This is a genomic window from Microbacterium sp. SORGH_AS_0862 (assembly GCF_030818795.1).
Lineage (GTDB): Bacteria > Actinomycetota > Actinomycetes > Actinomycetales > Microbacteriaceae > Microbacterium.
Genome location: NZ_JAUTAY010000001.1, coordinates 1,460,065 through 1,484,045, shown reverse-complemented (window position 1 = coordinate 1,484,045; position 23,981 = coordinate 1,460,065). Strand labels below are relative to the sequence as shown.

Here is a 23,981-nt window from a genome sequence, read left to right as displayed (position 1 = left end):
GGAGGCAATAGACATGGCTACTTACAGGAACGGTGAGATCCCTCTCGCCGTGATGGTGAAGCTCGGTGACACGTGGTATCTCCCGCCGGGCGCTGCTGCCCGCTGGCAGTGGATCGTCCGCGCGGCTAAGGAGAAGTACGGGGTCATGCTGCGGCCGTCGTCGGGGTGGACGTGCTACCGGCCGGTGGTGGAGCAGCAGGCGGCGTGGGATGCGCGCCTCGCGTACCTCGCAGGAGGCGCGTTCGCCGCGTCCGCAGCTTACCCGCGCACGTCGAACCACGGGACTGGCAACGCTATCGACGTCGCGAACTGGCGCGACCTCGCACCCGGTAACGAGGCGCTCGCGTGGGCGCGTTTCACGGCCCTGTGCCGCCTCGCCGGTTTCGTCACGGGCCTCGTCAGCGGCGAGCCGTGGCACATCACTTTGCAGGCCGACCCGTGGGTTATCCCCGCAGGCCTCGAGGTGACCCCGATTACAACCACAGTCCCAAAGGAGGACGACGACATGCGCGCGATCCGAAAGGCCGGGGTTCCCGACTCCGGCATCATCATCCAGTCGGGCGTCCCGCCCTACAGCCTGCCCGATCAGATCTACGACGCGCTCCGCGGTGCGTACGGGCTCGCCGACGTCGAGCTGGCCGACTGGCAGTACGACACCGTGCGTCGTGAGCACTGGGCGGCGTTCGATGTCGTGCAACGCTTCGCGTCGAAGGAAGCGACGCTGGCTCAGGCCGAGGTGGTCAAGGTCGCCGACGCGACGCGAGACGCGATTCGTACCAGCTTCCCGGCCGCAGTCGGCTGAGGCTGTGAATCTCGATCCCCCAGCCTGGCTCGTCGATGCCCTCGAAGCTGTGAGCGTATGGGAGCTGGCGATCTGGGTGATTGGCATCGGCGGCCTACTCGCCTGGCTGATCCGATTCGGCCCCCGAGCGTGGCGCGGAACGAAGGCATTCGCGAAGGGAATCCTGAGCGCGGCGGCAATCCTGGCCGCTGTGCAGGAGCTTCCGGGCGTTCATCGAGCGCGCGGATCGCCGTCACGAAGACCTCGTGCAGAAGGTCGGCGAGATCCACCACGAGGTGCATTACAACAACGGTTCCTCGATCAAGGACTCGCAGCTTCGGACCGAGCGCGTCATCGAGCAGGAGATCCTTCCGGCGATCGTCAAGCTCTCCGAGGTCGATGACTGGCTGTCCGAAGAGATCGAGCGAACCAACCCGATCCGAAGGGAGGGCGACAATGTCGACCCCAACGATTCCTGAGCCGGCCGAACCGGTCATCCCCGACGAGCAGGCAAAGGTGCTCTGGGTGCTGCTGTCGCTCATCGCAGTGTCGGCCACGCCGATCACGACGCTGACCGTCATCGACTGGGCCGCATGGTCCGAAACGATCGCGGGCCAGGTCGCCGCGCTGATCGTGGGCTGGGCCGGTTCTATCGGTGTCGTGCTCGGTCTGTCCCGGTACGCTCGCACGACGCCGAAGGGCTCCGAGTGAGCTTCACCGTCACGGGCGCGATCGACATCGGCGGGGGCGACGCTCCCGCCGATGTTGGCGTCGTCGGCAATGTTGTGCGCGTGCGCTCGGTGCACGGTGCGAACGTGGCCGGCCGGACCCTCCTACCAGATCCCGTCGACTACCCGATCGCCGAGGATGGCACGTTCTCGGTAGATGTGGCGCCCCTCCCCGAGGGGCACGCGTACGAGTGGGTGTTCGTGCTCGGCGGAGGGCGCTGGGCGAGCCGTGCGCGGCTCACCGCGCCTCCCACGGCCAACACGGCGTACGCCGACCTCGTGGATGTCACCGCGCCGTCGCTGCCGGGCTACGCGCCACCGCCGTGGGCTGCGGGCGTCCTCGAAGCGCGCGACGAAGTGACCGAAGCGGTGGGTGCCGTCGCGACGACCGCGGGCGAGGTCGCCACCGCGCGCGACGAAGTCATTCTCGCGAAGCGGGACGTCGAGGCCGTGGTCGCCACGAACGACGGCATCATGTCCACCGTCGCGGCAGACCCCGCGAGCGCCTTCAGTCAGCAGCTAAGCACGAGCATTGCTGGGGTGGTTCGGACCGCCGCTCACGATCAGTTCCTCGGGGAGGCGGATGGCCCGCTCCTGGCGGGGACGATCGCAGACTCCTCGCAGCCGTACACCGTGCGCGCGAACCCGAGCACCGCGGGTTTCAAGCGCGTCGGGGGATCGCTGACGCACACGCTCCCCGCCTCCGGCGTCGCAGCGGCCTATGCGGGCCTTGAGCTGGGCGAGGACGTGTCGTCGATCTGGGCGAACTTCCTCATCCCGTCGGGGTCTGGAACTGCCGAGTCAATTGTCCTCATCGTCTCGTCGGCGCAGTTCACCGTCGACACCGGTCTGCCTGCATCCGCGGCCCACCTCGTAGTGAATCAGACCGGCTGGTCGTATGAGACGTTGGACGTGCCATTCGCTACTCCGGTCGTTTCGGCGGGCCAGTTCGCGACGCCGCTGCCGGTGGATACGGAACTTCAGCTCGCTGTTCAGTTCCGCGGCGACCGTGCATCGATCGTTCTGCCGAATGGCGAGGTGGTCCTGACCCCGGCGAACGCGAAGATCCTGAGCCAGCGCGGCGCGCACGCGACCCTGGAGCTGTACACGTCGAGTTCCGCTACGGCGAAGGCGATCCGTGTCCTTGCGTGGGGTGCCGACGACGCGCCGGATGTGGGCGAAGTGTCGCGCTCGGGGCCTGGACTGTACGACCTCGGACGGGCGCTCGACGCGCTCCCGAAGGGGCGACCTCTCGGCACATCCTTCTTCCTCACGAACAGTTCCGACATCCCGATCGGCACCGATCGCATCGAGATCATGCGTTCCAGCACGCTCAGGATCGCTCGGTCCAAGAAGGTGCGCGTCACCGCTGACTTCTGGGTCAACGAGTTGATCCCGACGACTCAGGCGACACGGTCCCTTCTCGTCGGCGCATTCGTCGACGGCAACGAGTCGTACGGATCAATGGTTCGGCTGGTGGACGGGTACTCGCGCCCGAATGGGCTCGGCTCAGCGCACACAGAGGGGCGGATGTATCACGTCGAACTGGACATCGACGAGTCGGCGTTCAATGTGGGCAACGCCTACCCGATCATCGTGAAGGCTCAGGCGTCCGCGTCGGGCGTGTTCACCATCCGGCAGGACACATCGTCGCAACGTCGAAACGCGGTCGCCGTCTACGAGGTGCCCTAAGCCTCGCGAACATGAGCGGGAACGCCCACGGCGAGAGCACCGTCCGGGACATCCTTCGTAACCACCGCGCCGGCACCGACCTTCGCGTCGGCTCCGACGGTGACGCCGCCGATCACCGATGCGCCCGTGCCGAGGTATGCCCCGTCGAGGATCGTCGGAACGTTGCGCGGGTCAGCGCCTGACACTCCGAGTGTGACGCGGTGATAGATCGTGACGTCTCGACCGATGGTGCTGTTCGCGTTGATGATGACCCCGCGACCTGCGTGGGGGAGACGCAGCCCCGGGCCGCACTTGACAGTCCCGGGCAGCTCCGCCCCGATGGTGAGCTGCGTCCAGAGCAGATCGAGGATCTTCGCGAGCGGACGCTTCACTGCGACAAGACACCCTCGGTGTGCAGCCTGATTCAATCGGAAAACCAGGACGGTAGCCCGGTCGAGGCCGCGGGCATTCACCCGGAAGTCCTCACGCAAGGTGTCTCGCAGTTCGCACATCGTCATGCCCCCTGCGCACGATCCTATCGGGCCTTACTCAAAGGGTGACCCACCAAAGCACGAAATACGTTCAGCCCCTCGGGCTCGCCATCGTGGCGGGCTCGAGGGGCTGAAGTGTCGTTGGCGGCCGACCGCAACACGTCCTAAGCTCGAGGCATCTCCCGAAGACGGGAGCGCCCCCGCCGCTGTTGGAGCAGCAGACGGGGGCTGACGACATCCAAGCAAGTGGAGATCGCCATGAGCGACATTACCGCGCCCGAGACGGCGCGCAGCAGCATCGCAGACGAAGCAGCCCGCGAGTTCCTGGGGCGATACCGCGGAGGAACGAGGACGCTGTACACGGCGGATCTCCGCATCTTCTTCGAGTGGTGCGAGACGCAGGGTGTCGATCCGCTCGCCATCCGCCGCACTCACCTCGAGCGCTTCCGCACCTACCTCGAGGACGATCGGGGGAACGGGCCGCGCTCGGTGCGGCGCCGACTTCAGACTCTCCGCACGTTCTACCGGCTCGCGGTTGCCGACGAGCGCATCCACCGCGACCCGACCGTGATGCTGCGGCTCCCGAAGCATGAGCCGTTCAGCGCGGACATCGCGTGGCTCGACAGGTTCCAGGTGGGGGCGCTGCTCCGCACGGCCGCCGCTGAGTCGCCAGCGCATCACGCTCTCGTCGCACTGATGTGCATGCTCGGGCTGCGAGTGACCGAAGCGTGCAACGTGCGCATCGAGGACTTCGCCGAGGATCAGCTCGGGTATCGGGTGCTGAGTGTGGTCGGCAAGGGCGGTAAGTCGGCTCTCATGCCGGTGCCCGTGCCGCTGCTCCGCATCCTCGAGCAGGCGCGCGGTGACCGCCTGGATGGGCCGCTCGTGCTGCGCCGCGACGGTCGACAGCAGGACCGCAACGGCGCCTATGCCTGGGTGAAGATCCTGTGCCGGAAGGCGGCCCTGCCCGAGAACATCCACCCGCACTCGTTGCGCCACTCGGCGGTCACGGCCGTGATCGACTCCGGGGCGGATCTTCGCGAGGCGCAGGAGTTCGCGCGCCATGCCGATCCGGGGATGACTGTGCACTACTTCAGGCGAGGAGGGAACCTCGATCGTCACGCGGCGCACGTGGCAGCGCGAGTCTTCGCGTCGGCCGCATAGAAGGGGAGTCGAGCGGGCGTGCCGCCATGTCTCACGTTGGTGGCACGCTCCTGCCGTGGCTGAGTGGCATCCGATCATGACCGCGCAGGAGGTCGAGCCCGGCGTGTGGGTGCTCAGTGATCCCGCGGGGAAGCCATACGGCAGCATTCAGATTCGCCGCACGACGGATGGTCCGCGCTACCGGACTGAGTACCGGGGCGAGTTGATCGGGTGGGGGTCGAGCCTCCGCGAGTCGTGCATGCGGCTGCATCAGATGATGCTTCGGGCGAGCACGCCGGGCCTGCCGGCGACGAGCCCGTGGCCGGATCGCGATGGCCGGAAGCTGCCCTAGAGTCGGCGCACGCTGAGAAGGCGCCAGCCATCAGGCACCTTCGCCTCGAGCGCGGCCATGTCGTCAGCCTCGATCTCTTCGACGGCCGTCGCCGCGTAGGTGCCGGTGGCTGAAAGCTCGGTGGTGCCCTTCGCCATGCGCACGGGGCCGGCGGCGAGCACGAAGCCGGGAGGGGTCTTCGCGACGAGCTGCTGATGCACGTCCTCGAGCGTGTGCCCGGTGACTTCGACCGTCTGTGTTTCCCGAGGCTGAACGAGTCCGGCGAGCATCTTGTCAGCCTATGTCGATGGCGTCGCGGGGATCCTCGCGACGCGTCGCGGGTGGCCGCGGGCAACGCGTCGGATTGCTCAGGAGCAGGCGATGTCGCTGAGCTTGAACTCGTGAACCTCGGTGTTCGACGTTTGGAACTGGATCTTGCCGCGATCGTGCATCCGTAGGCCGCTCAGCGTGTCGTTCGTCCAGTCGATCGCGGAGCCGCCGTCGTCTACCAGGCTTGCCTCGGCGTAGAGCCTCGGGCAATCGCGAAGGGCCACGACCAGGAGTGTGGCGCAAGCGCCGCGATCGCACGCCAGCTCGGAGGAGCTGTCGGCCCACTTCACCGCTACGTCGTCACCAATCTGCTTGTAGCCGACTGGGATCGACGGCGCATCCGTCTCTGCCGGTGCGGCGTTCGGTGTGGCGGGCGATGAGCACGCGGTCAGCATGATGCCGAGTGCGAGCAGCGCCCCCCAGGTGGCTACTCGTGTCATGTCGAGAAGCGTAGTCGAACGCGCCGCGGGTATTCATATGGTTATCGGTGGATGCCGCACGGCATCCACTCCTGCGTGAACGTGGTGTGCGGGCCCGCGGGGGTCGCCGGCGGTGTGCTCCTGCGCGGCGCGGAGGTCGTCGAGGGTGCGGATGCGGCCCGTCGCCGCCGCAGCGAGCGCGGTGTCGTGCGCCACGACCGCGACCTGGCGCGCGGACCGGGGCGTCTCGGTGATGCCTCGGGGCTGCGTCATCCCGTGCACGACGGCATCGACGCGGTGACCGGTGAGATCCGGGCAGGGGCCCGCGCCCGGCTCCTCCTGCCGGTGAGTCCTCGCCGAGACATCACCACGGGACCGCGCGTCGGGGTGGCGGGGCTCGCCGGCGGCGACGAGTTCCCGTGGCGCTTCTGGATCCCCGACGACCCCACCGTCTCGGCATTCCGCTGGGGACGCGGCGCCGGCCCCGGGCTGAGCGCTGCGCGGTGACCGCGGCGAAGGGTCGGGGTCGTCAGCCCGCGATGTACGCGTCGGTGAGAGAGTCGTCGGGCTCGATGTCGATCAGGATCGCGTGGCCGAAGAACAGGTCGCCGTCGTCGTAGTACGGCGTCACCGACCCGTCACTGGAGATGACCAACTCGCTCAACGAGATCCGCTGCGCGAACGTCGCGGGCGTGACCGGTTCGGTGGTCTCATCGTCCTCTCGCTGCCATGCATTGGCCGATTCGATGAGTTCGGATGCCGCAAAGGCGCGCCACCGCGCATCGACCGCGGGCACGTCGGCGAGCAAGCCCCTGAGGCGGGCGAGGGCCCGATCGCAGGTTTCCGCACCCTCGGGGGCGTCGTCGTCGACGGTGAGGCTGACCGACACGCGACCCTCGCCCCACGGGAGGTCTCCCGAGAACCATCCGAGCGAGCGGTCGAGCTCGAATCTTCCCTCGTCGGTGGAGAGCGTGATGGGCTGCATCCACTCCTCGCGCCGCTGATCGAGGGCCGGAACGTGCAGGTCGCGCTCGAGCACGTCGTCGAGGGCGAAGTGGTGCGAGAGGTCGGGGACGGGCATGTTGTACTTCGCGTACTCCGACGGGTCGGGGGCAGCGCGACGGACTCTCACCCGGTACTGGGTCAGGGGTGCGAGGTTGTGGATCCACGTGTCGCGCTGCGCCTCGGTCGCGAGCCACGACAAGCGACCGTTCGCGGTGACCGGCGCACCGGTCTCGTCGATGTAAGCGATCAGGTCTGCCGACGGCGTCCAGAGCAGCGCGCCTCCGGGCTTGCCGGCGCCTCCGACGCTCTGGCCGGTGAGCACGGTGATCTCGATCGACTGCGCGGCGTGACGACCATCGAAGGCCGCTCGTTCGCTGCTCTCTGACACGCCGATCAGACTAGTTGCGCAGGTCGGCGTACGGCACCCCTGGCCGCGGCGCCGGCCCCGGGCTCAGCGCAGCGCGGTGACCGCGGCGAAGGCGGCCTTGATGGCCCGCATCCGCTTCTCGTAGCGGGCCGCCAGGAAGATGAGCGCGACACCGCCGAGACCCAGCCACAGCCACCAGAAGGCCACGTAAGCGGCGGCGATCCACGGCCACAGCTGCGCGACCGCGTGCACGAGCAGCACCGCCGAGCCCACCACGAGCGGCGCCTGCAGAGCGCGGACCGCGCCGATGACGACGAGCGCGATGGCCACGGCGCCCAGGGCGATGACGCGCCACAGCACCGCGTCCGGGTCGAAATCGTACGCGAGCGACGGCAGCGTCAGCAGCGCGAGCCACCCCCCGAGTGCGGACCACGAGCGCCGGGCGGGTTCGGCCCGCATCCGGGCGATGCCCACCGCGAGCCCCGCGAGAGCGGGCGGCGCGGTGATCACCTCGATGATCGTGATCACGGCGGGCGCCGTCGATGCCGCGGTGACGAGGGCGAAGGCGCCGGCGGCGCCCAGCAGCACGAGGCCGTTGCGGCGGCGCAGCGCCCAGCCGGCGGTCCCCGCCGCGCTCAGCACGACCATGATCAGCAGGACGCGAACGCTGGTCTGCGCCGTGTCGAACACGGTGAGCTCGGCGATCGTGAACGCGCCGACCGCTGCCGAGAGCAGGATCATCGCGGCGAGATCGACACCTGTGCCGGCGCGGGTGCGCAGCGCCGCGACCGCGACGGCGGTGACGAGCCCGAGCGCCGTGAGACTCCAGATCTCCGGTTCGATCGTGAAGAGCGCGCCCGGCAGCTTCGTCAGGAGCAGGATGCGGGTTCCCGCCGCGATGGCCAGCGTGACCGCGCTCGCGACCGCCGCGACGGCGGCGACGCCCCGCCAGCGCTCGTGTCCGAGAACGAGAGCGGAGGCCACACCGACCAGCGCCGCGGCGCTCATCGTCACGGCCGTCGTCGCGGGCGCTCCGTCGAGCCGCAGGGCGAGGGTCACGACCACGAAGACCGAGCCGACGGCGGCGACCGCGGAGGGGACACCTGCCCGCGAGCCGATCCGGACGAGCCCCGCCGCCACGGCGACCGTGCCGACACCGACGACCAGCGCTGCGATGGTGGGTGCCGCCGCATCCGTTCCCGCGATGCGCACCGCCATCGCCCAGGCGGCGACCAGGAGCACGAGCGCGGACGGCGTCTTGAGGCGGCCGATGTCGGGCAGCGGGGCGAGCACGAGGATGAGGGCGGCCGCAAGTGCCAGCGAGATGACCAGCCATGCGCGCAGCGGCTCTGCGGGGGCGAACACGCTCGGCAGGGCGGTGAGCGCGAGGCCGGCCAGCCACACTGCGCGTTCGAGGGGGCTGGTGCGGTCGGCGCGCAGGGCGGCGATGATGGCCCCCACCGCGAGCGCGACGCCCGCGGGCGCGAAGGCCAGCTCGACCTCGGTGAACACGCCGCCGGCGAGCATCAGGGAGCCGGCGACCAGCGCGACGGCCCACGTGGTCCAGCGCAGGGCCGGTGTCAGCGGGATGCGGTGCGCGCCGGCTGCTGCGACGTGCAGCGCGAGCAGGGCGAGCATGAGCGTCAGACCCACCACGAGCGAGTCCTGCGTCGCGACGGCGCTGATGACGGCGGCCGCGGACACGACGGTCGCGACGGGGCCGGACACGGTCGCGACGCTCACCGCAGGGGCGGAGGTCTCCCGCGCGAGGCCGACACCGACGACCAGCGTCACGGCCACGGCGGCCGCCGACCACAGGCCGGCGACCGCGGGTCCGCTGACGACGAGGCCGCTCGACGCGAGGAGCAGTGCGCCGAGCGCCGTGGCGGCCGCGGCGAGGCCGGGAGCGGACGAACGAAGGCGCGCCAGGAAGGCCGACGCCCCGGCGATGGCCGTGGCGAGCACGGCCGCGACGATTCCGCGCGTCGCGTCCCCGCCCAGCGCGGTGGCCGCGGACGGGAGAAGCCCCAGGCCCACGCCGAGCGCCGCCGCGACCGTCGCCTCGGGAAGGCGGCCCAGTCTGCTCAGCAGGACCGCGAAGGCGACCAGGCCCGCGGCCGGCGGGACGACGTGCGCCTCCAGGGCGGCTTCGGGCCATGCCGATCCGAGCCACAGCCACAGCGCGGCTGTCGCTGCCGCGAATGCCGGCCAGGCCAGCAGGCGTCGCGGAGCCGCGGCGAGGGGAACCCCGCCCGCGCGCGCGGCGCGCCAGCCCCGGGTGACGGATGCGGCGCCGATCGCGATCGCGATGATCGCGACGAAAGCCCCGCGCCACTCGGTCGGTACCGAGAAGAGCACCCGGCCGCCCGGGAGCGGAGCCGGCCAGGCCGCCAGCAGGATCACGACGGCCGCGCCCAGATCTGCCGCCAGACGTACACGGGTCATGCGGGTGCGCAGCGCGAGGGCCGCGCCGCCTCCGATGACGACCGCGGCAACCGCGACCGTCACGAGCGCAGTGGTGAACGGCGGCGCGGCGATCAGAGTGAGCAGGGCCAGCGCGCCGTTCGCCGCGGTAGGCGCGACGAATGCGGCACTCGCCCAGGCGACCGGGCTCTCGCCGTGCCGCGCGGTCAGCGCGAGCAACGCGACGACCAGCAGGGCTGCTCGCGCGATGCCGAGACCCGGTTCGAGCAGGGCGCGCTCGGCGAGCGGCGAGGTGCCCAGCGTCGCCGCGGCGGGGAGGGAGACGGCGAGCAGCGCGGTCGCGGCGAGGGTGAGCGCTCGGCGCGATGCGGCGTCGTGCCAGCCCAGCAACGAGGCGAGCGCCGAGACCAGGGCGACCCACTGCAGCAGCACGAACGCGCAGCCGGCGGCGGCGGCATCCGATGCTCCGCCGAGCTGCACGGCCAGCGCGTTCGGCGCGATGATCGACGAGACCGTGAGCACGGCGATCGGAAGGATGGCGAAGGCGACGGCGAGGCCGCCCGCCGCACGCGAAGCGAGCCGATGAGCAACGGGCAGCAGTGCGGCGACGGCGACTGCGGCGACCCACAGCCAGATCGCCGACAGGCCTGTCAGGTAGGCGGCGCCGGCGCCGATGAAGCCCGCGGCGACCCATCCCGCCATGTCCGCACGCCGGCGGATCGCGACGACGGATGCGGCCGCAACGACGACACCGCCCGCGACCGCCGCCGCCGGGATCAGGCTGAGCGCCGCGGCGCAGGTCAGGAGGAGCGCGCCGACGATCGGGCGGACGTGCCGAACGGCGTCTCGTCGTGCCGTGGGAGCGGAGAACAGGAGCACGCTCAGCACCACCGCGGCGACGAGTGCGAGCAGCGGGATCTCGAGCGAGGCGCCGGCGGACTCGAACGCCGACGTGCGCCACAGCGCCCAGTTGCCGGAGATCGCGAGCGCTGCCCTCGCCGACCACATCACGATGTGTACGGCGAGGGAGCAGACTGCGACGATCCCGGCGGTGATGGCCGCGGGTGTCAGCCAGGGCAACCGGATCCGCAGACGATCCAGCGCGACCGCCGTGGCGACCGCCAGGACCGGCGCCACGAGCACGCCGAACACGGGCAGATCGCTGCGGGCGGCGAGCTGCCACCCGGCGGTTGCGAGGGCGAGGGTCGCCAGTACGGATGCCGCAGCGCCGAGCCACGCGCCGGCCACGCGTTCGGGTGCCGCCGGGCGCTGCGCGAACGCGTACGCCGAACCGATCACGAGAACGCCGCCATTGGCCCAGATCGCTGCGCCGAGCCCCTCGGCGAACAACGGCGTCAGCAGCGCGCCCGCCGCGAGGGCGGACAGGCCGACGATCGCGAGCGCCGAGCGCTCGACGGCTCCCGCCTCACCCGCGCGCGCCGACGATGCGGGCGCGGGAAGCGCGTGCGCGAGCCCGCCGAGCGCGGCGCCCAGGAGTCCTGCGATCAGCGCCTCGGACGGCGGTAACGCGACGGCGCCCCCGACGAGGAACCCGATCCCCGCGGGGAGTGCGAGCGATGCGGCGACATCGGGGGTGCGCAGCCGCGAGACACGTGCCCACGCGCGGCAGATGACCGCCACCGCGAGGGCGCCGATGCCCGTCCACACGGCCGGCCGGAGGATCGCCGCGCCGAACAGATCGTTGGCGTACACCGCCCAGGTGTCGAGCCCCAGCAGCACGACGCCGAGCGCCGCGATGCCCTCCGCCGTGGCCGTGAGGCCCCGGCGACGCAGCAGCGACGCGCCGCCGATCGTGAGGAGCGTGATCGCGCCCACGATGACGGCGCGCAGGGCGATGCCGGCCACGAACCAGGCGAGCAGCAGGAAGAACACCGCCGCCACGCCGACGAGCGAGACGCCCACGATGAGCAGCAGCACCGGCACCGTGAGCCGCCGTCGGCGAGGTGCCGGCTCTGCGGCCGGCGGCTGCGCCCCGGGATGCGGGGAGGTGGGATCAACGGGTGCGGAGCGGACGGGATCCACACGTACGGCCTCGGCCGCGAGCGCGCGGGCGTCCGACGCATCGGGCGCGGCGGCGGCGACGGGCGCGGGGACGACGGGCGCCGGGGGTGTCACTCGCCGCTGGGCGGCGATAGCGGCCTCTTCGGCGAGGGCGGCCTGCTCCGCGAGGGCCGCCTGTCGCGCGGCGACGGCGCTCTCGCGGACGGCGGACATGATGCTCTGGCGCGTGGCCTCCGCATCCGCCATCGTCTGGCCGATAGCGAGGACCTGCCCCATCCGCGGGTCGTCCAGCGGCTGCCCGCACACGGAGCAGGGCGAACCGCTGATCACCGCGAAGCAGGAGGGGCACTTGTGGGGATCGCCGAGCTCGCGCGCGGATGCGGGCCAGCGTCCGCCCTGCGGTGTGTCCGTCATCGTCTCCCCCGAATCGACGGCGTCGCAGCCGTCACGCCATCGTGGCAGTGCGGCTCCGGCCGAACGTGCCAGCGCGCGGTGCGCTGTGGACAACGTGGTGCGAAGGTCGGCAGGGGAGGGCTGTCGTCAAGGCGACACGCCGCGCGTGCTAGACTGACTCCTTGTCTGTGCGCACTCCTGCGCGCAGTTCGTGTCCACATCCTCTTCCGGGTCGGAAACGGCCGGGTCGATCGTGGGCGCAGACAAGGGATCTTGGGTGGCGCCGTCCGGCGTCACGGTACAGAAGGAGACATCACCATGGCAGCAGTGTGCCAGGTGACTGGAGCGGTTCCCGGCTTCGGTCACAACATCTCGCACTCGCACCGCCGGACGAAGCGCCGCTTCGACCCGAACGTGCAGAAGAAGACGTACTACGTGCCCTCGCTGGGTCGTAACGTCAAGCTCAACGTCTCGGCGAAGGGCATCAAGGTCATCGACGCACGCGGCATCGAGTCCGTCGTCAAGGACCTCATCGCGAAGGGTGTGAAGCTCTAATGGCGAAGAAGGCTCAGGACGTCCGTCCGATCATCAAGCTGCGTTCGACCGCCGGCACGGGCTACACCTACGTGACGCGCAAGAACCGTCGCAACAACCCCGACCGCATCGTGCTCAAGAAGTACGACCCGGTCATCCGCAAGCACGTCGAATTCCGAGAGGAGCGCTGATCCATGGCTAAGAAGAGCAAGATCGCGCGCAACAAGCAGCGCCAGGAGGTCGTCGACCGCTACGCCGCCAAGCGCGCCGAGCTGAAGAAGGCGCTCGTCTCGCCCGAGTCCACCGACGAGCAGCGCGAGGCCGCCCGTGTCGGCCTGCAGAAGCTGCCGCGCAACGCGTCGCCCGTGCGCCTGCGTTCGCGTGACGTCATCGACGGTCGCCCCCGCGGTGTGCTGTCGAAGTTCGGCATCTCGCGTGTGCGCTTCCGCGACATGGCCCACCGTGGCGAGCTGCCCGGTGTGACCAAGTCCAGCTGGTAAGCACCCGCATCCGTACGAAGGCCCGGAACCCTTGAGGTTCCGGGCCTTCGTCGTTCCCGACCGCCACATCGGGCCGATTCCGACCCTTCCGGGTGATTTCGGGCGAGACACGCCGTCACATGTGGGCGGTTCACGCCCGAAATCCGCGGAATCACGGGGTTCGTGGGTATATTCGTGCTCGGTCGATCCGACCAACCGGGGCCGAGTCCCGGACCGAAGTCAAGAAAGCGGCGCACCGCCGCCTGGAGGACAACCCACATGGCCGACAAGTCCATCACCAAGACCGAGCTCGTCGCGAGCATCGCCAGCGCCACGGGACAGAGCCAGTCCACCGTGTCGAGCGTGCTCGACTCCCTCTTCTCCACGGTCTCCGAGGCCGTCGCCAAGGGCACCAAGGTCTCCATCCCCGGTTGGATCGCGTTCGAGCAGGTCGAGACCTCCGCTCGCACCGGCCGCAACCCGCAGACCGGCGCCGAGATCGCCATCCCCGCCGGCAAGCGCGTCAAGGTGACCGCCGGTTCGAAGCTCAAGGCTGCCGTCAAGTAATCGACGACCGTCTGTGAGGGGGGAGCCGTGAGGCTCCCCCCTTTTCGTCGTCTGGGCGAGCTGACAGCGCACCGCGCCTAGGCTGGAGCAGTGATGACGACCGCCTCCGCCCGCGCCGCCGGCCCCCGCTCGGGTGGTCCAGGAGCGGTCTCGGCGACCACGCTGCGCGTGGCCGGCCCGGTCATCCTCGGAGTCACCGCTCTCGTGGCGCTCATCGTCGCCCTGGCCTACGGCGGAGGCGCGGCTCCTCTCGTCATCGCCGATGCCGGACCCGTCGTCCGCTGGGGCCTTCCCATCGCCACCCTCGTCCTGAACCTCGCGGCCCGCGACCATGGTCGGCGCTCTCGTGCTCGCGCTGTTCGGCCTGCGGCCCGAGGACCGCGCCTTCGAGGTCGCGCTGGACACCGCATCCATCGGCGCCGCGGTGTTCACCGTCGCGGCTGCCGTCACCGGGTTCTTCACCTTCGTCAACGTGTTCAACGCGGCCCCGAGCGCGGATGCGGTCTTCGGGCAGCAGCTCGGCCGCTTCCTCGTCGAGGTCGAACTCGGCCGGACATGGCTCATCACCACCGTCGCCGGCGCCGTGCTCACTGTGCTGACCTTCGCGGTGCGTGCCTGGACGCCGACCCTGCTCGTCGCCATCCTCGCGCTGGCCTCCCTCGTGCCGATGGGCACACAGGGCCACTCCGGAGAGCTGGCGAACCACAGCGTCGCCGTCACCTCGCTCGTGCTGCACATCCTGGCCGCGGCCGTCTGGCTGGGAGGACTCGTGCTGCTGGTCGTGATCCGGCCGGTCGTGGCGCGCTCGGGTCAGATCGCCCTGCTGCGGCGCTACTCCAGCATCGCCCTCGTCGCCTTCATCGTGGTCGCGGTCTCGGGCTCCGTCCGCGCCTGGGTCAGCGTCGAGGCGCTCCCTGCTCTCCTGAGCCCCTACGGCGGCATCCTCGCCGTCAAGGTCGTGGCCCTCATCGGACTCGGCCTGCTCGGCGCGTGGTACCGGCTGCGGCTCATCTCACGGATGAACGAGAACGCGAGCGCCCGGCGGTTCTGGACGCTCATCGGTGTGGAGCTGGCCCTCATGGGCATCGCGAGCGGAGCCGCCGCCGCTCTCGCGCGCACACCCCCGCCCACCGATCAGCAGCCGCCGGTCGCGCAGACCCCCGCGGAGTTCCTCACCGACGCGCCCGTGCCGCCGGAGCTCACGCCGCTGCGGTGGATCACGGCGTGGAACATCGACCTGCTGTGGCTGTTCGTCGTCGCCTTCGGGATCTTCCTGTACCTCGCCGGCGTATGGCGGCTGCATCGCCGCGGCGACCGCTGGCCGCTCTACCGGACGATCATGTGGGTCGCCGGCATGCTGCTGCTTCTCTGGGTGACCTCGGGTGCGGTCAACGCGTACCAGGAGTATCTGTTCAGCGTGCACATGGTCGGCCACATGCTGCTCACGATGGCGATCCCGCTGCTGCTCGTGCCCGGCTCTCCGGTCACGCTGGCACTGCGCGCCATCCGCAAGCGCGACGACGGCACGCGCGGCGGCCGCGAGTGGATCCTGTGGGCGGTGCACACGCCCTTCGCGAAGGTCGTCACGCATCCGATCTTCACCGCGCTCAACTTCGTGGCGTCGCTGTGGATCTTCTACTACACCGACCTGTTCCGCTGGTCGCTTTACGACCACCTCGGGCACATCTGGATGGTGACGCACTTCCTGATCACGGGCTACCTGTTCGTGCTGTCCCTCATCGGGATCGACCCGGTGCCGCTGCGCTTCCCCTACCCCTTCCGGCTGCTGACCCTCGTGGTCGTGATCGCGATGCACGCCTTCTTCGGCGTCGCGATCATGATGCAGACGGGCCTGTTCGCCGCCGAGTGGTTCGGCGCGATGGGTCGGACATGGGGCGCGACACCACTCGAGGACCAGTACGTCGGCGGCGGCGTCGCCTGGGGCATCGGAGAGATCCCGTCCCTCATCCTCGGCATCACGGTGGCGATCCAATGGAGCCGCAGCGACGAGCGCCTGCAGCGATCCAACGACCGACAGGCCGATCGCACCGGCGACGCGGAGCTCGAGGAGTACAACGCACGCCTGGCGGCCATCGCCGCCCGCGATGCGAGACGCGGTCGGGGTTGACTCAGAGCCCGGGGTCGTAGCCGCCGATACGGATCGACGCCGTGCCGTCCGGGAGGATGTCGATCGTGCCGTTCACCACGAACGGCACGTCTTCGGACACCTCGCGCAGCGAACCATCGGCCAGGGAACGCACCTCGAGATCGATGTGCGCGACCGCATCCGCGTCGGGGATGACCCAACCCGCACCGTTGGGAAGGACCTCGATCGTGGGCTGCTCGGTGATCGACCAGGTCGGGAGCTTCTCGACGCGGTTGCGCACGACGAAGCCGAACGGGCAGCCCGTCGGCTGCAGCACCTGCTGCGTGGTGCAGGCCGTCAGGAACTCCTCCACCCGCTGCTGCACAACCTTCACGAAATCGTCCGTCGGCTTCGTCTGTACGGTGACGGGCACATTGACCATCGGCGCGTCCGCGAGAACGGCGACCCCATCGGAGGTCGAGAGCGCGCTGTCGACCGTGACCGAGTAGAGATTCGGCGAGAACACCAGCAGCGACACGGGTGCGACGGGGTCGGCGTCGACGCCGTCGGGGGAGACCTGGCGACGGTCGACGCGGAACCCGTTGATGTCGAAGGTGGACGAGCCGAGGACCATGAGGTTCATGACGGCGAGGGGGCTCTGGCTGAACCGCCACGTCGGGATGATGCCGAGCGTCCCGTTGCTGCGGACCCGGAACGAGGTGGTCCCGTCGTGCCCGCCCGGCGACGTAGCTGGCCGTCACGACCGTGTCGGCGCCGTCCGTCTGCTCGGACACCACGCGGGCGTCGGTGAGAGAGCTCAGTGCGGCGCTTCGCAGGAGGGCGTCGGATGCGGATGCGGGCAGTCCCGCATCCGTCAGCTCGGAAGAATCGAGCGAGACGCCGGGCAGGGCCAGCGCGTCAGCGGCGCGTCCGGATTCGAGCATGCTCAGATAGCGCTGCACGAAGGCGGAGGGGCTGTAGAACTCCTGGTACAGGGCCGCGGTGCCGGCACCCAGCGCCGCGAGCAGGAGGGCGCCGATGAGCCCGAGGGTTGTGAGATCGAACGCCAGGCGCACGCCACGGCGCCGGGTTCGTCTCAAGCGGCTCACGGGGCAAGTCTAGGAAAGCGTCCCCGCGAAAGCGCGGGGAGTCGCCCCCGGGCGTCATGCGGCCGCGCGGCGCCTAGCATGGATCGGTGAGCACCCCCGCCCTGTCCGCCGAGCAGCAGGCGCTGTTCCGGCTCATCGAGGACACCCGGGAGCACGTGTTCGTCACCGGCCGTGCCGGCACCGGCAAGTCGACGCTTCTCCAGCACCTGGCCTGGAACACGTCGAAGCAGATCGCCGTGTGCGCCCCGACGGGCGTCGCCGCTCTCAATGTCGAGGGTCAGACCATCCACTCGTTGTTCCGGCTGCCCATCGGACTCATCGCGAACAGCGAACTCGACCAGTCGGATGCCACGCGCAAGCTCCTCAACGCGATCGACACGCTCGTGATCGACGAGATCTCGATGGTCAACGCGGACCTCATGGACGCCATCGACCGGGCCCTGCGCCAGGCCCGGGGCCGGCGGGCCGAGCCCTTCGGCGGGGTGCAGATGGTCATGTTCGGCGACCCGTACCAGCTGGCGCCCGTGCCCCCGCGGGGCGACGAACTGCGCTACGTGCGCGACCACTACCACTCGTTCTGGTTCTTCGACGCGCACGTGTGGGCGGGGGAGTCGAGCGGTGACGGGCTCATGGACATGGGGCGGTACGGCGCCGACCTCCACGTCGCCGAGCTGCGCGAGATCCATCGGCAGTCGGATCCGGGGTTCAAGGCGCTGCTGAACGCCGTGCGGTATGGCCAGGTCACGGCGGACATGGCGAAGATCCTCAACGACACGGGCGCCCGCACACCCCCGGAGTTCTCCGCGGACGAGCCCATCATCACCCTCGCGACCCGCAACGACCGCGTCAACGCGATCAATCGGCGCCACCTGGACGCTCTCGCCGGTCGTGTACAGACCGCGCGCGCCGAGGTCAGCGGCGACTTCGGCCGGGGAGAGGCCGCCTTCCCGGCCGAGCAGGAGCTGCAGCTGAAGGTCGGAGCGCAGGTCATGTTCCTCCGCAACGACACCCAGTCCTACGGCGACGGCCCGCGGTGGGTGAACGGCACGATCGGCACGGTGGTCAAGATCGCCGGCAGCATCGTCCGGGTCGAGATCGACGGTCGCGACTACGACGTCGAGCCCGCGGTCTGGGAACGTTTCCGTTACGCGTACGACGCCGCATCCCGCTCGCTCAGCCGGGAGGTCGTGGCGGAGTTCACACAGTTCCCGCTGCGACTGGCGTGGGCGGTCACCATCCACAAGTCGCAGGGCAAGACGTACGACCGCGCCATCGTCGATCTCGGAGCGGGGGCCTTCGCGCCCGGACAGACCTATGTCGCGCTGTCCCGGCTCACCTCGCTCGACGGGCTGTACCTGTCGCGGCCGCTGCGGCCCTCCGACATCCGCGTGGACGCCGACGTGCAGCGGTTCATGTCCCGCGCCCGCGCCTGACCGCATCCCCCCGACTCCGCGCCCTTGGGCTCTCCCCTTCCTTGCCCGAGTTGCGTCGCAGTTGCGCAAGTGCGCCACTTCTGCGCAACCGCGGCAGTCATTGACTGTGGCGGTTGCGCACAAGTGTGGCTGTCGGGAGGGGGGCGGCGGATGCGGTGGCCGGGTCGTCGGTCGTGGACAAGCTGCCGGTGGGACGTCCGGGAAGGCCCGCCGGCTCCGGGCGCAGGCGGGAGCCAGGGTGGGCTGGGTTCAGGTGGATGGGCTGCGGGAGGGGCTACAGTTCCGCGCAGATGCGCCAGAGACTGACTGTCGCGGATGCGGAAAGGTGTGGCAGTTGCTCATATGCGACGCAACTCGGGCAGAGGAATGCGGATCCCTCCCGGATGCGGCGCGCCGGGTCAGGCGGCGGCTTCGGCCTTCGCGCGGGCGAGGTCCTCGAAGAGCTCGGTGTTGAACCGGTAGGCCAGCAGCACCTCGTCGATCACGCGCTCCTTCTCGGCCTCGTCCCAGGGGGCGGAGTCGAGCTGCACGCGGTAGTGCTCCTTGAACTCCTTCGGGTCGGCGATGTCCGCGAAGATGTAGAACCCGATGCCGTTGGTGTCGAAGCCGAACCGGCGCTGCATGAGCTTGCCGATGAACAGCCCGCCCGACAGGTCGCCGAGGTAGCGGGTGTAGTGGTGGGCGACGAAGCCGCCCGGCCACGTGGCGCCGACCTGGTTGATGCGGTCGACGTAGCGCCGGGTGGTCGGCAGCGGCTCGATGCGCTCGCGCCAGTCGGGACCGACGAGGAACTCGAGATCGGCGGCGAGAGCGGGAAGACGGGTCAGGCGCTCGCTGATGAACACCGCCGCCACCGGGTCGCGCCGCATCCGCTCGGCCGCCGACTCCAGCGCCTCGTAGATGAACCAGTGCTGCGCGACGAGTGCGATGTAGTCATCGCGCGTGCCCTCGCCCTTGATGAGGTCGGACATGAATCCGGCGCCCTCACTGCCCGAGTGGGCACCGCTGGAACGCTCGCGGAGGGCTGCGGAGAACGGGATCGGGTCGCTCATGCGGCCCACTATACCTTCAGGTAAGCAGAACCTAAATGATCAATTCACCCAGGATGTCGGATGCGGTCAGTGAGGGCGTGGTTCGATGCCCAGCTCCGCGCATGCGGCGTCATACAGTGCAACGATCTCGCGTCGCACCTCGGCCCGCTGCGTGATGGGCCCGCCCGGCCACGTCAGCCGCATGTCGACGCTCGCGCCCCCGGCCGCCGTGATCACCCAATCCCCGCCGTCGCCGTCGAACCCGACCATGCGGGCGCCGACGGGCGCCGGATGCGGGCCGAAAGCGCGTGCGAAGAGCATGTTGTCGTCGGAGTGGTCGGAGTTCATGTGCCCGAGAACACCGGCCAGTGTCTCGTCGTCGAAAACGTGAGTCATGCAGCACAGCCTAAGAGCCGTGATGGTCTTGTGATGTGGGTGTGTTTGAATGCTGGAGCACGACCGCGGGGGTGAAATGCCGATCAGTTCCGGCTTCAAACGCGCTGCCGCCGCGATCGCCGGCGCAGCCGTCATCGTTCTCGCGCTCGCGGGATGCACGCAGGCCAAGAGCGTCGAGATCGACGTGCCCACGCAGGTCGAGGGTGCCTTCCCCGCCGACACGCAGGCGCAGCTCGAGTCCGCGGTGAACTTCGCGATGGCCGCCACCGGTTCGACCGGTGCGATCGTCGGTGTCTGGGCGCCCTGGAGCGGATCCTGGGTGGCCGGTGTCGGCGACGCCTCGGTCGACGACGTGTTCCGGGCGGGCGAGCTGACCCGCCCGATGATCTGCGACGTGCTGTACGAGATGGTCGATGCGGGAACCGTCTCGCTCGACGACGAGGTGCGCACGTACGTCCCCAGCGTCGCCGGCCTCAGCGGTGTGACCCTCGGCATGCTGTGCGACGGAACGAGCGGTCTGGGCTCCTACGGTGCTGTGCTGCAGGACGACGCGATCGAACTGCCCTCACGCGAATGGAATGCTGCGGAGCTCGCGGCTTACGGCATCACCGGATTCGACCCGGCCACGGCCGGCACCGCGTGGCGCGACTCCGACACGGCGTACGTGCTGCTCGGACTCGCCCTCGAGAACGCCGGTTCCGAGACCGCCTCGGCCCTGCTCGACGAGCACGTGTTCGCGCCGCTGGGGTTGACGCACACGAGCCTTCCGGGGCGCACGGCCGCCAAGCCCGGACAGCCGTCGCTGACGGGTCTGCTGTCGCAGCCGGGCCCCGACGGCGCCATGAACTGCGCCGAGCCGCGCGACATGACCACGATGTCCTCCAGCTTCGGCTTCACGAACGCGGGAGTCGTCTCCACGATCGCCGATGTCGGCCGCTACACGCAGGCGCTCGCCACCGGATCGTTCGGCGGCGAGGAGCGCTTCGAGTCCCCGATGCTCGTCTCGCCCGACCAGCCGTCGTGGCTCACCGCCACGGGCGGCGCCTTCCAGGCCGGTTCGCTCGTCGGACAGTTCGGTTCGGTGCCCGGGTACATCACCGCATCCTTCGCCGACCCGACCACGGGCATGACCGTCTCGGTCGTGCTCAACAACTCAGCCGCGACCGACTGGGTGGGCGCGTACCTGGCGTGGGAGCTCGCCTCCATCGCCTCCAAGGCGCCGGCGGTCAGCGGCCAGAGCATTCCGGATGCGGGTCTGCCCTGGACCGCGCAGCAGTATCACGACGCGATCGCCGCTGCGGCCGTGTGCCCGCTGCCCGCTTCGTGACCGCTCGCTCCGGATCCACCTCCGCCGTCGCCCTCGTCCTGGTCGGCCTCGCCTGCCAGGAAGTCGGCGCCTCGCTCGCCGTCCTGCTTTTCGACGAGGTCGGGCCCCTCGGCATGGTCATGCTGCGGCTCGTCTTCGCGGCGATCGTGCTGCTGCTCATCGCTCGGCCGAGCCTTCGGGGACACTCGCGGGCGGCGTGGTGGGCCGTCGTGCGATTCGGGCTCGTGCTGGCGCTGATGAACGGGCTGTTCTACCTCGCTCTCGAGCGCCTGCCGCTCGGCGTCACCGTGACGATCGAGGTGCTGGGGCCGTTGACGCTGTCGATCATCGCCGCGCGCCGGGCCTCGGCGTGGCTCTGGGCAGGGCTCGCGTTCCTGGGCGTCGTCGCGCTCGGCGGCGGCGGGTGGGACCGTCTCGATCCGCTCGGTGTGGCCTTCGCTCTGGGAGCCGCCGCGAGCTGGGCGCTGTACATCCTCGCCTCGGCGCGGGTCGGACGCGAGTTCGTGCGGCTCGACGGCCTCGCGTTGGCCATGGCCGTCGGCGCTGTGCTCTCGCTCCCCTTCGGCATCGTGGATGCGGGCGGCGCGTTGCTGCGGCCCGACCTGCTGGCGATCGGGGCCGGGGTCGCCGTGCTCTCGTCGACGATCCCCTACGCGCTCGAGTTGTCCGCATTGCGGAGACTGGCCGCATCCACGTTCGCGATCCTCATGAGCCTCGGACCGGCGACGGCGTCGATCGCCGGATTCCTCCTGCTCGGGCAGCACCTGAGTGTGCTCGAGATCGCGGGCATTGCGCTGGTGATCGCCGCCAGCATCGGTGCCGTGCTCATGGCGCCCCGTCCCGGGCGCCAGGGCGAACCGGTGGCCTGAGTTCTCAGCCCGCGAGGATCGTGTCGATCAGGTGGTCGGCCACACTCGCGTCGACGTCGAGCACGACGCGCGTGCGCACGCCGTCGTGGTCGCGCATCGCCACGCGCTGACCGCGCAGGTCGGCGATCGTCTGGCCGCGCCCCGGTCCGTCGGTGACGTCGACCGTCACCGGTACGCGGGGTGCGCGCGACGGGGTGATGCCGCCGACGATCGCGGCGGCGAGCGGGTCGTGCAGCGCGCACGTGCGGTGTCCGTAGGTGTCGCGGTAGAAGTCGAAGTAGTGATCGAGGATGCGTCCGATCGCCGAGACGAACGGGCGCTCGTCGGCGACGAGCCGCTCGCGCTGCTGCTCGCTCATGGTGTGCTCCATGGTGGCGTCCAAGGGCACGAGCGTGACGTCCCAGTCGGCCGCGAGGAGGGCTGCCGCCGCCTGCGGGTCGTTGTAGACGTTCGCCTCGGCCGCTGTCGTGATGTTGCCGGGCGCGAGAGCAGCCCCGCCCATGGCGGTCACGGCGGCGACGCGCTCGGGCAGGGTGGGATCGGCCTCCAGGGCGTGCGCGAGGTTCGTCATCGGTCCGATCGTCAGCACGTGCAGGCGCCCGGCGTAGGCGTGCGACAAGTCGATCAACAACTCGACGGCCGTGCGGGAATCCGCCGCCCGCGGGCTTCGCGGCAGCTCGACGCCGCCGATGCCGTTCTCGCCGTGCACCCACTGGGCGCCGCCCCCGTAGGGGTGGTCGAGATGATCGTGCGCGCCCAGCGCCACGGGGATGTCGTCGCGACCGGCCAGTGCGAGCAGGTCGAGCGTGTTGCGTGTGGCTTCGGCCGCGGAGATGTTGCCGCTGACGGTGCCGACCCCGACGAGGTCGATCGTCGGGGAGGCCAGCAGGTACGCCAGCGCGACGGCGTCGTCGACGCCGGTGTCGCAGTCCAGGTAGACGGGGGTGGGCTCGGTCATCGTTCTCCTCGGTGGGTCGGGGCGCGACCCCCTCGTCCGCCTGTTCGGTTATATCTCGTCACGGGCTGAGGCGCCGCATCCGAGGCCTCGGCGCGTGGTGGAATGGGGAAATGCTCGGTCCTCTCTGCGTCGTCGGAAGCATCAACGTCGATCTGACGGCCACCACCGGGCGGCTGCCCGGCGCGGGCGAGACGGTTCTGGGCGGCCGGTTGCGGCGTGATCCGGGCGGCAAGGGCGCCAACCAGGCGGTGGCTGCGGCGCGTCTGGGCGCTCGTGTGCGTATGGTCGGCGCCGTCGGCGATGACACCGACGGACACGCGATGCTGCAGAACCTGCGGGATGCGGGCGTCGATACGAGCGATGTCTGGCTCGGCGACGATCCCACCGGCACCGCACTGATCATCGTCGACGAGGCCGGCGAGAACCAGATCGTCGTCTGTCCGGGAGCGAACGACACGGTGCGCCCCGACGGGGTAGAGTTCCACGCGGACGAGGCGGTCCTGGCGCAGCAGGAGATCCCGGTGTCCGCGATCGCGGCGCTGGCCGAGGTGCCCGGTTTCCTCGCCGTGAACGCGGCACCCGCGCGCGAGGTGCCGCAGGCGGTGCTCGAGCGCGCGGACCTCGTGATCGTCAACGAGACCGAGTACGAACTGCTGCCCGCGCTCGCCGCCGCCCGCCGCGTGGCGGTCACTTACGGCTCTGCCGGCGCGGCGCTGCGAGAGGGTGGCCGCGAGGTCGCGCGAGTGAGCGCCCCGAAGGTCGACGCGATCAACTCCGTCGGGGCGGGCGACGCGTTCTGTGCCGCTCTGACCCTTGCGCTGCACGCCGGATGGGACGACGTCGCGGCCCTCACCGCCGCCTGCGCCGTCGGCGCGGACGCGGTGACCCACGAGGGGGCGCAGCCGCCTCTGCGGCGGCTCGACACCTACCGCTGACGCGCTCGGGCGACGTGTGAGCGCGCCGGACCCGTGGGAATTGTCTGGACAGATGTCGAAGCACGGTGCGTGAGGCGCGGAGCTATCGTGAACGCACCCTCGGCCCCTGCGGCTCGAGTGCGCTCCCCCTCAACGACTGTGAAACACAAGAC

Annotated in this window: 23 protein-coding genes and 1 pseudogene; 15 read left to right on the top strand and 9 right to left on the bottom strand. The window is 70.2% G+C overall.

From position 1 onward, the window contains the following. The first annotated feature begins 13 nt into the window (after positions 1-13). The 4 genes from QE377_RS06935 to QE377_RS06920 all read left to right on the top strand — a co-directional run bounded on the left by QE377_RS06935 (position 14) and on the right by QE377_RS06920 (position 3,201). Positions 14-802, top strand: a complete 789-nt coding sequence (locus QE377_RS06935; protein WP_307321055.1) for a D-alanyl-D-alanine carboxypeptidase family protein — start codon at positions 14-16, stop codon at positions 800-802. Between the two features lie 245 nt (positions 803-1,047). Beyond that, positions 1,048-1,260: a hypothetical protein gene (locus QE377_RS06930; protein ID WP_307321052.1), complete on the top strand. Its 213-nt coding sequence runs from the start codon at positions 1,048-1,050 to the stop codon at positions 1,258-1,260. After that, positions 1,238-1,492 (top strand): hypothetical protein, encoded by a 255-nt coding sequence (locus QE377_RS06925; RefSeq protein WP_307321050.1) that lies wholly within the window; start codon positions 1,238-1,240, stop codon positions 1,490-1,492. Before QE377_RS06930 ends, QE377_RS06925 begins: the two co-directional genes overlap by 23 nt. Then, entirely contained in the window at positions 1,489-3,201 is a 1,713-nt protein-coding gene (locus QE377_RS06920; protein WP_307321048.1) for a hypothetical protein, read from the top strand. Before QE377_RS06925 ends, QE377_RS06920 begins: the two co-directional genes overlap by 4 nt. Here the strand turns inward: QE377_RS06920 and QE377_RS06915 are convergent. Beyond that, the gene (locus tag QE377_RS06915; protein ID WP_307321046.1) at positions 3,198-3,572 is read right to left on the bottom strand and encodes a serine O-acetyltransferase; all 375 of its coding nucleotides are present in this window, start codon (positions 3,570-3,572) and stop codon (positions 3,198-3,200) included. The two genes, QE377_RS06920 and QE377_RS06915, sit on opposite strands and share 4 nt — an antisense overlap. A 357-nt stretch (positions 3,573-3,929) precedes the next feature. On the opposite strand from QE377_RS06915, the gene QE377_RS06910 reads away from it, so the two are divergent. Then, positions 3,930-4,835 carry a tyrosine-type recombinase/integrase gene (locus QE377_RS06910; protein ID WP_307321042.1) on the top strand — a complete coding sequence of 302 codons (906 nt, stop codon included), beginning with the start codon at positions 3,930-3,932 and terminating at the stop codon, positions 4,833-4,835. A 327-nt stretch (positions 4,836-5,162) separates the two neighbouring features. Here QE377_RS06910 and QE377_RS06905 read toward each other — a convergent pair whose 3' ends face one another. Together QE377_RS06905 and QE377_RS06900 are read right to left on the bottom strand one after the other, a co-directional pair. After that, positions 5,163-5,435, bottom strand: a complete 273-nt coding sequence (locus QE377_RS06905; RefSeq protein WP_307321039.1) for a hypothetical protein — start codon at positions 5,433-5,435, stop codon at positions 5,163-5,165. 78 nt (positions 5,436-5,513) lie between these two features. Next, positions 5,514-5,915 carry a hypothetical protein gene (locus tag QE377_RS06900; RefSeq protein WP_307321037.1) on the bottom strand — a complete coding sequence of 134 codons (402 nt, stop codon included), beginning with the start codon at positions 5,913-5,915 and terminating at the stop codon, positions 5,514-5,516. A gap of 51 nt (positions 5,916-5,966) precedes the next feature. Here QE377_RS06900 and QE377_RS06895 point away from each other — a divergent pair, with 51 nt between their 5' ends. Further along, positions 5,967-6,401 carry a DNA-3-methyladenine glycosylase gene (locus tag QE377_RS06895; protein ID WP_307321035.1) on the top strand — a complete coding sequence of 145 codons (435 nt, stop codon included), beginning with the start codon at positions 5,967-5,969 and terminating at the stop codon, positions 6,399-6,401. A gap of 22 nt (positions 6,402-6,423) precedes the next feature. On the opposite strand, the gene QE377_RS06890 is transcribed toward QE377_RS06895, so the two are convergent. Then, complete coding sequence (locus QE377_RS06890) at positions 6,424-7,287, bottom strand: DUF2262 domain-containing protein (protein ID WP_307321032.1); 864 nt, start codon at positions 7,285-7,287, stop codon at positions 6,424-6,426. A gap of 63 nt (positions 7,288-7,350) precedes the next feature. Further along, positions 7,351-12,126, bottom strand: a complete 4,776-nt coding sequence (locus tag QE377_RS06885) for an SCO7613 C-terminal domain-containing membrane protein (RefSeq protein WP_307321029.1) — start codon at positions 12,124-12,126, stop codon at positions 7,351-7,353. Positions 12,127-12,423: 297 nt separating this feature from the next. Here QE377_RS06885 and rpmB point away from each other — a divergent pair, with 297 nt between their 5' ends. From rpmB to QE377_RS06860, 5 genes and pseudogenes are all read left to right on the top strand, one after another. Continuing rightward, positions 12,424-12,660 (top strand): 50S ribosomal protein L28, encoded by a 237-nt coding sequence (gene rpmB, locus QE377_RS06880; RefSeq protein ID WP_137418587.1) that lies wholly within the window; start codon positions 12,424-12,426, stop codon positions 12,658-12,660. Beyond that, complete coding sequence (rpmG, locus tag QE377_RS06875; protein WP_005051772.1) at positions 12,660-12,830, top strand: 50S ribosomal protein L33; 171 nt, start codon at positions 12,660-12,662, stop codon at positions 12,828-12,830. The genes rpmB and rpmG overlap by 1 nt, the downstream gene beginning before the upstream one ends. 3 nt (positions 12,831-12,833) lie before the next feature. Beyond that, a complete protein-coding gene (gene rpsN, locus QE377_RS06870; RefSeq protein ID WP_137418588.1) occupies positions 12,834-13,139 on the top strand; it encodes a 30S ribosomal protein S14 in 306 nt (101 codons plus the stop codon). Between the two features lie 258 nt (positions 13,140-13,397). After that, complete coding sequence (locus QE377_RS06865) at positions 13,398-13,685, top strand: HU family DNA-binding protein (protein WP_137418589.1); 288 nt, start codon at positions 13,398-13,400, stop codon at positions 13,683-13,685. Between the two features lie 93 nt (positions 13,686-13,778). Beyond that, positions 13,779-15,813, top strand: a pseudogene (locus QE377_RS06860) (cytochrome c oxidase assembly protein). Between the two features lies 1 nt (position 15,814). Here QE377_RS06860 and QE377_RS06855 read toward each other — a convergent pair. Beyond that, positions 15,815-16,414: a hypothetical protein gene (locus tag QE377_RS06855; RefSeq protein WP_307321023.1), complete on the bottom strand. Its 600-nt coding sequence runs from the start codon at positions 16,412-16,414 to the stop codon at positions 15,815-15,817. 552 nt (positions 16,415-16,966) lie between these two features. Here QE377_RS06855 and QE377_RS06850 point away from each other — a divergent pair. Then, a complete protein-coding gene (locus tag QE377_RS06850; protein ID WP_307321021.1) occupies positions 16,967-18,313 on the top strand; it encodes an ATP-dependent RecD-like DNA helicase in 1,347 nt (448 codons plus the stop codon). A gap of 398 nt (positions 18,314-18,711) precedes the next feature. Here the strand turns inward: QE377_RS06850 and QE377_RS06845 are convergent, their stop codons facing one another. Further along, positions 18,712-19,365 (bottom strand): heme oxygenase (biliverdin-producing), encoded by a 654-nt coding sequence (locus QE377_RS06845; RefSeq protein WP_307321018.1) that lies wholly within the window; start codon positions 19,363-19,365, stop codon positions 18,712-18,714. Positions 19,366-19,431: 66 nt separating this feature from the next. Next, a complete protein-coding gene (locus QE377_RS06840) occupies positions 19,432-19,740 on the bottom strand; it encodes a DUF2470 domain-containing protein (protein ID WP_234074009.1) in 309 nt (102 codons plus the stop codon). A 76-nt stretch (positions 19,741-19,816) separates the two neighbouring features. On the opposite strand from QE377_RS06840, the gene QE377_RS06835 reads away from it, so the two are divergent. Both QE377_RS06835 and QE377_RS06830 read left to right on the top strand, forming a co-directional pair. Next, positions 19,817-21,067, top strand: coding sequence for a serine hydrolase (locus tag QE377_RS06835; protein WP_307321013.1), 1,251 nt, complete (start codon positions 19,817-19,819; stop codon positions 21,065-21,067). Continuing rightward, the gene (locus QE377_RS06830) at positions 21,064-21,936 is read left to right on the top strand and encodes a DMT family transporter (protein WP_307321010.1); all 873 of its coding nucleotides are present in this window, start codon (positions 21,064-21,066) and stop codon (positions 21,934-21,936) included. Before QE377_RS06835 ends, QE377_RS06830 begins: the two co-directional genes overlap by 4 nt. Positions 21,937-21,940: 4 nt before the next feature. Here QE377_RS06830 and QE377_RS06825 read toward each other — a convergent pair whose 3' ends face one another. Then, positions 21,941-22,894: a nucleoside hydrolase gene (locus QE377_RS06825; RefSeq protein WP_307321008.1), complete on the bottom strand. Its 954-nt coding sequence runs from the start codon at positions 22,892-22,894 to the stop codon at positions 21,941-21,943. A 110-nt stretch (positions 22,895-23,004) separates the two neighbouring features. On the opposite strand from QE377_RS06825, the gene QE377_RS06820 reads away from it, so the two are divergent. Continuing rightward, positions 23,005-23,829, top strand: coding sequence for a ribokinase (locus tag QE377_RS06820; RefSeq protein WP_307321006.1), 825 nt, complete (start codon positions 23,005-23,007; stop codon positions 23,827-23,829). Positions 23,830-23,981 lie beyond the last annotated feature (152 nt).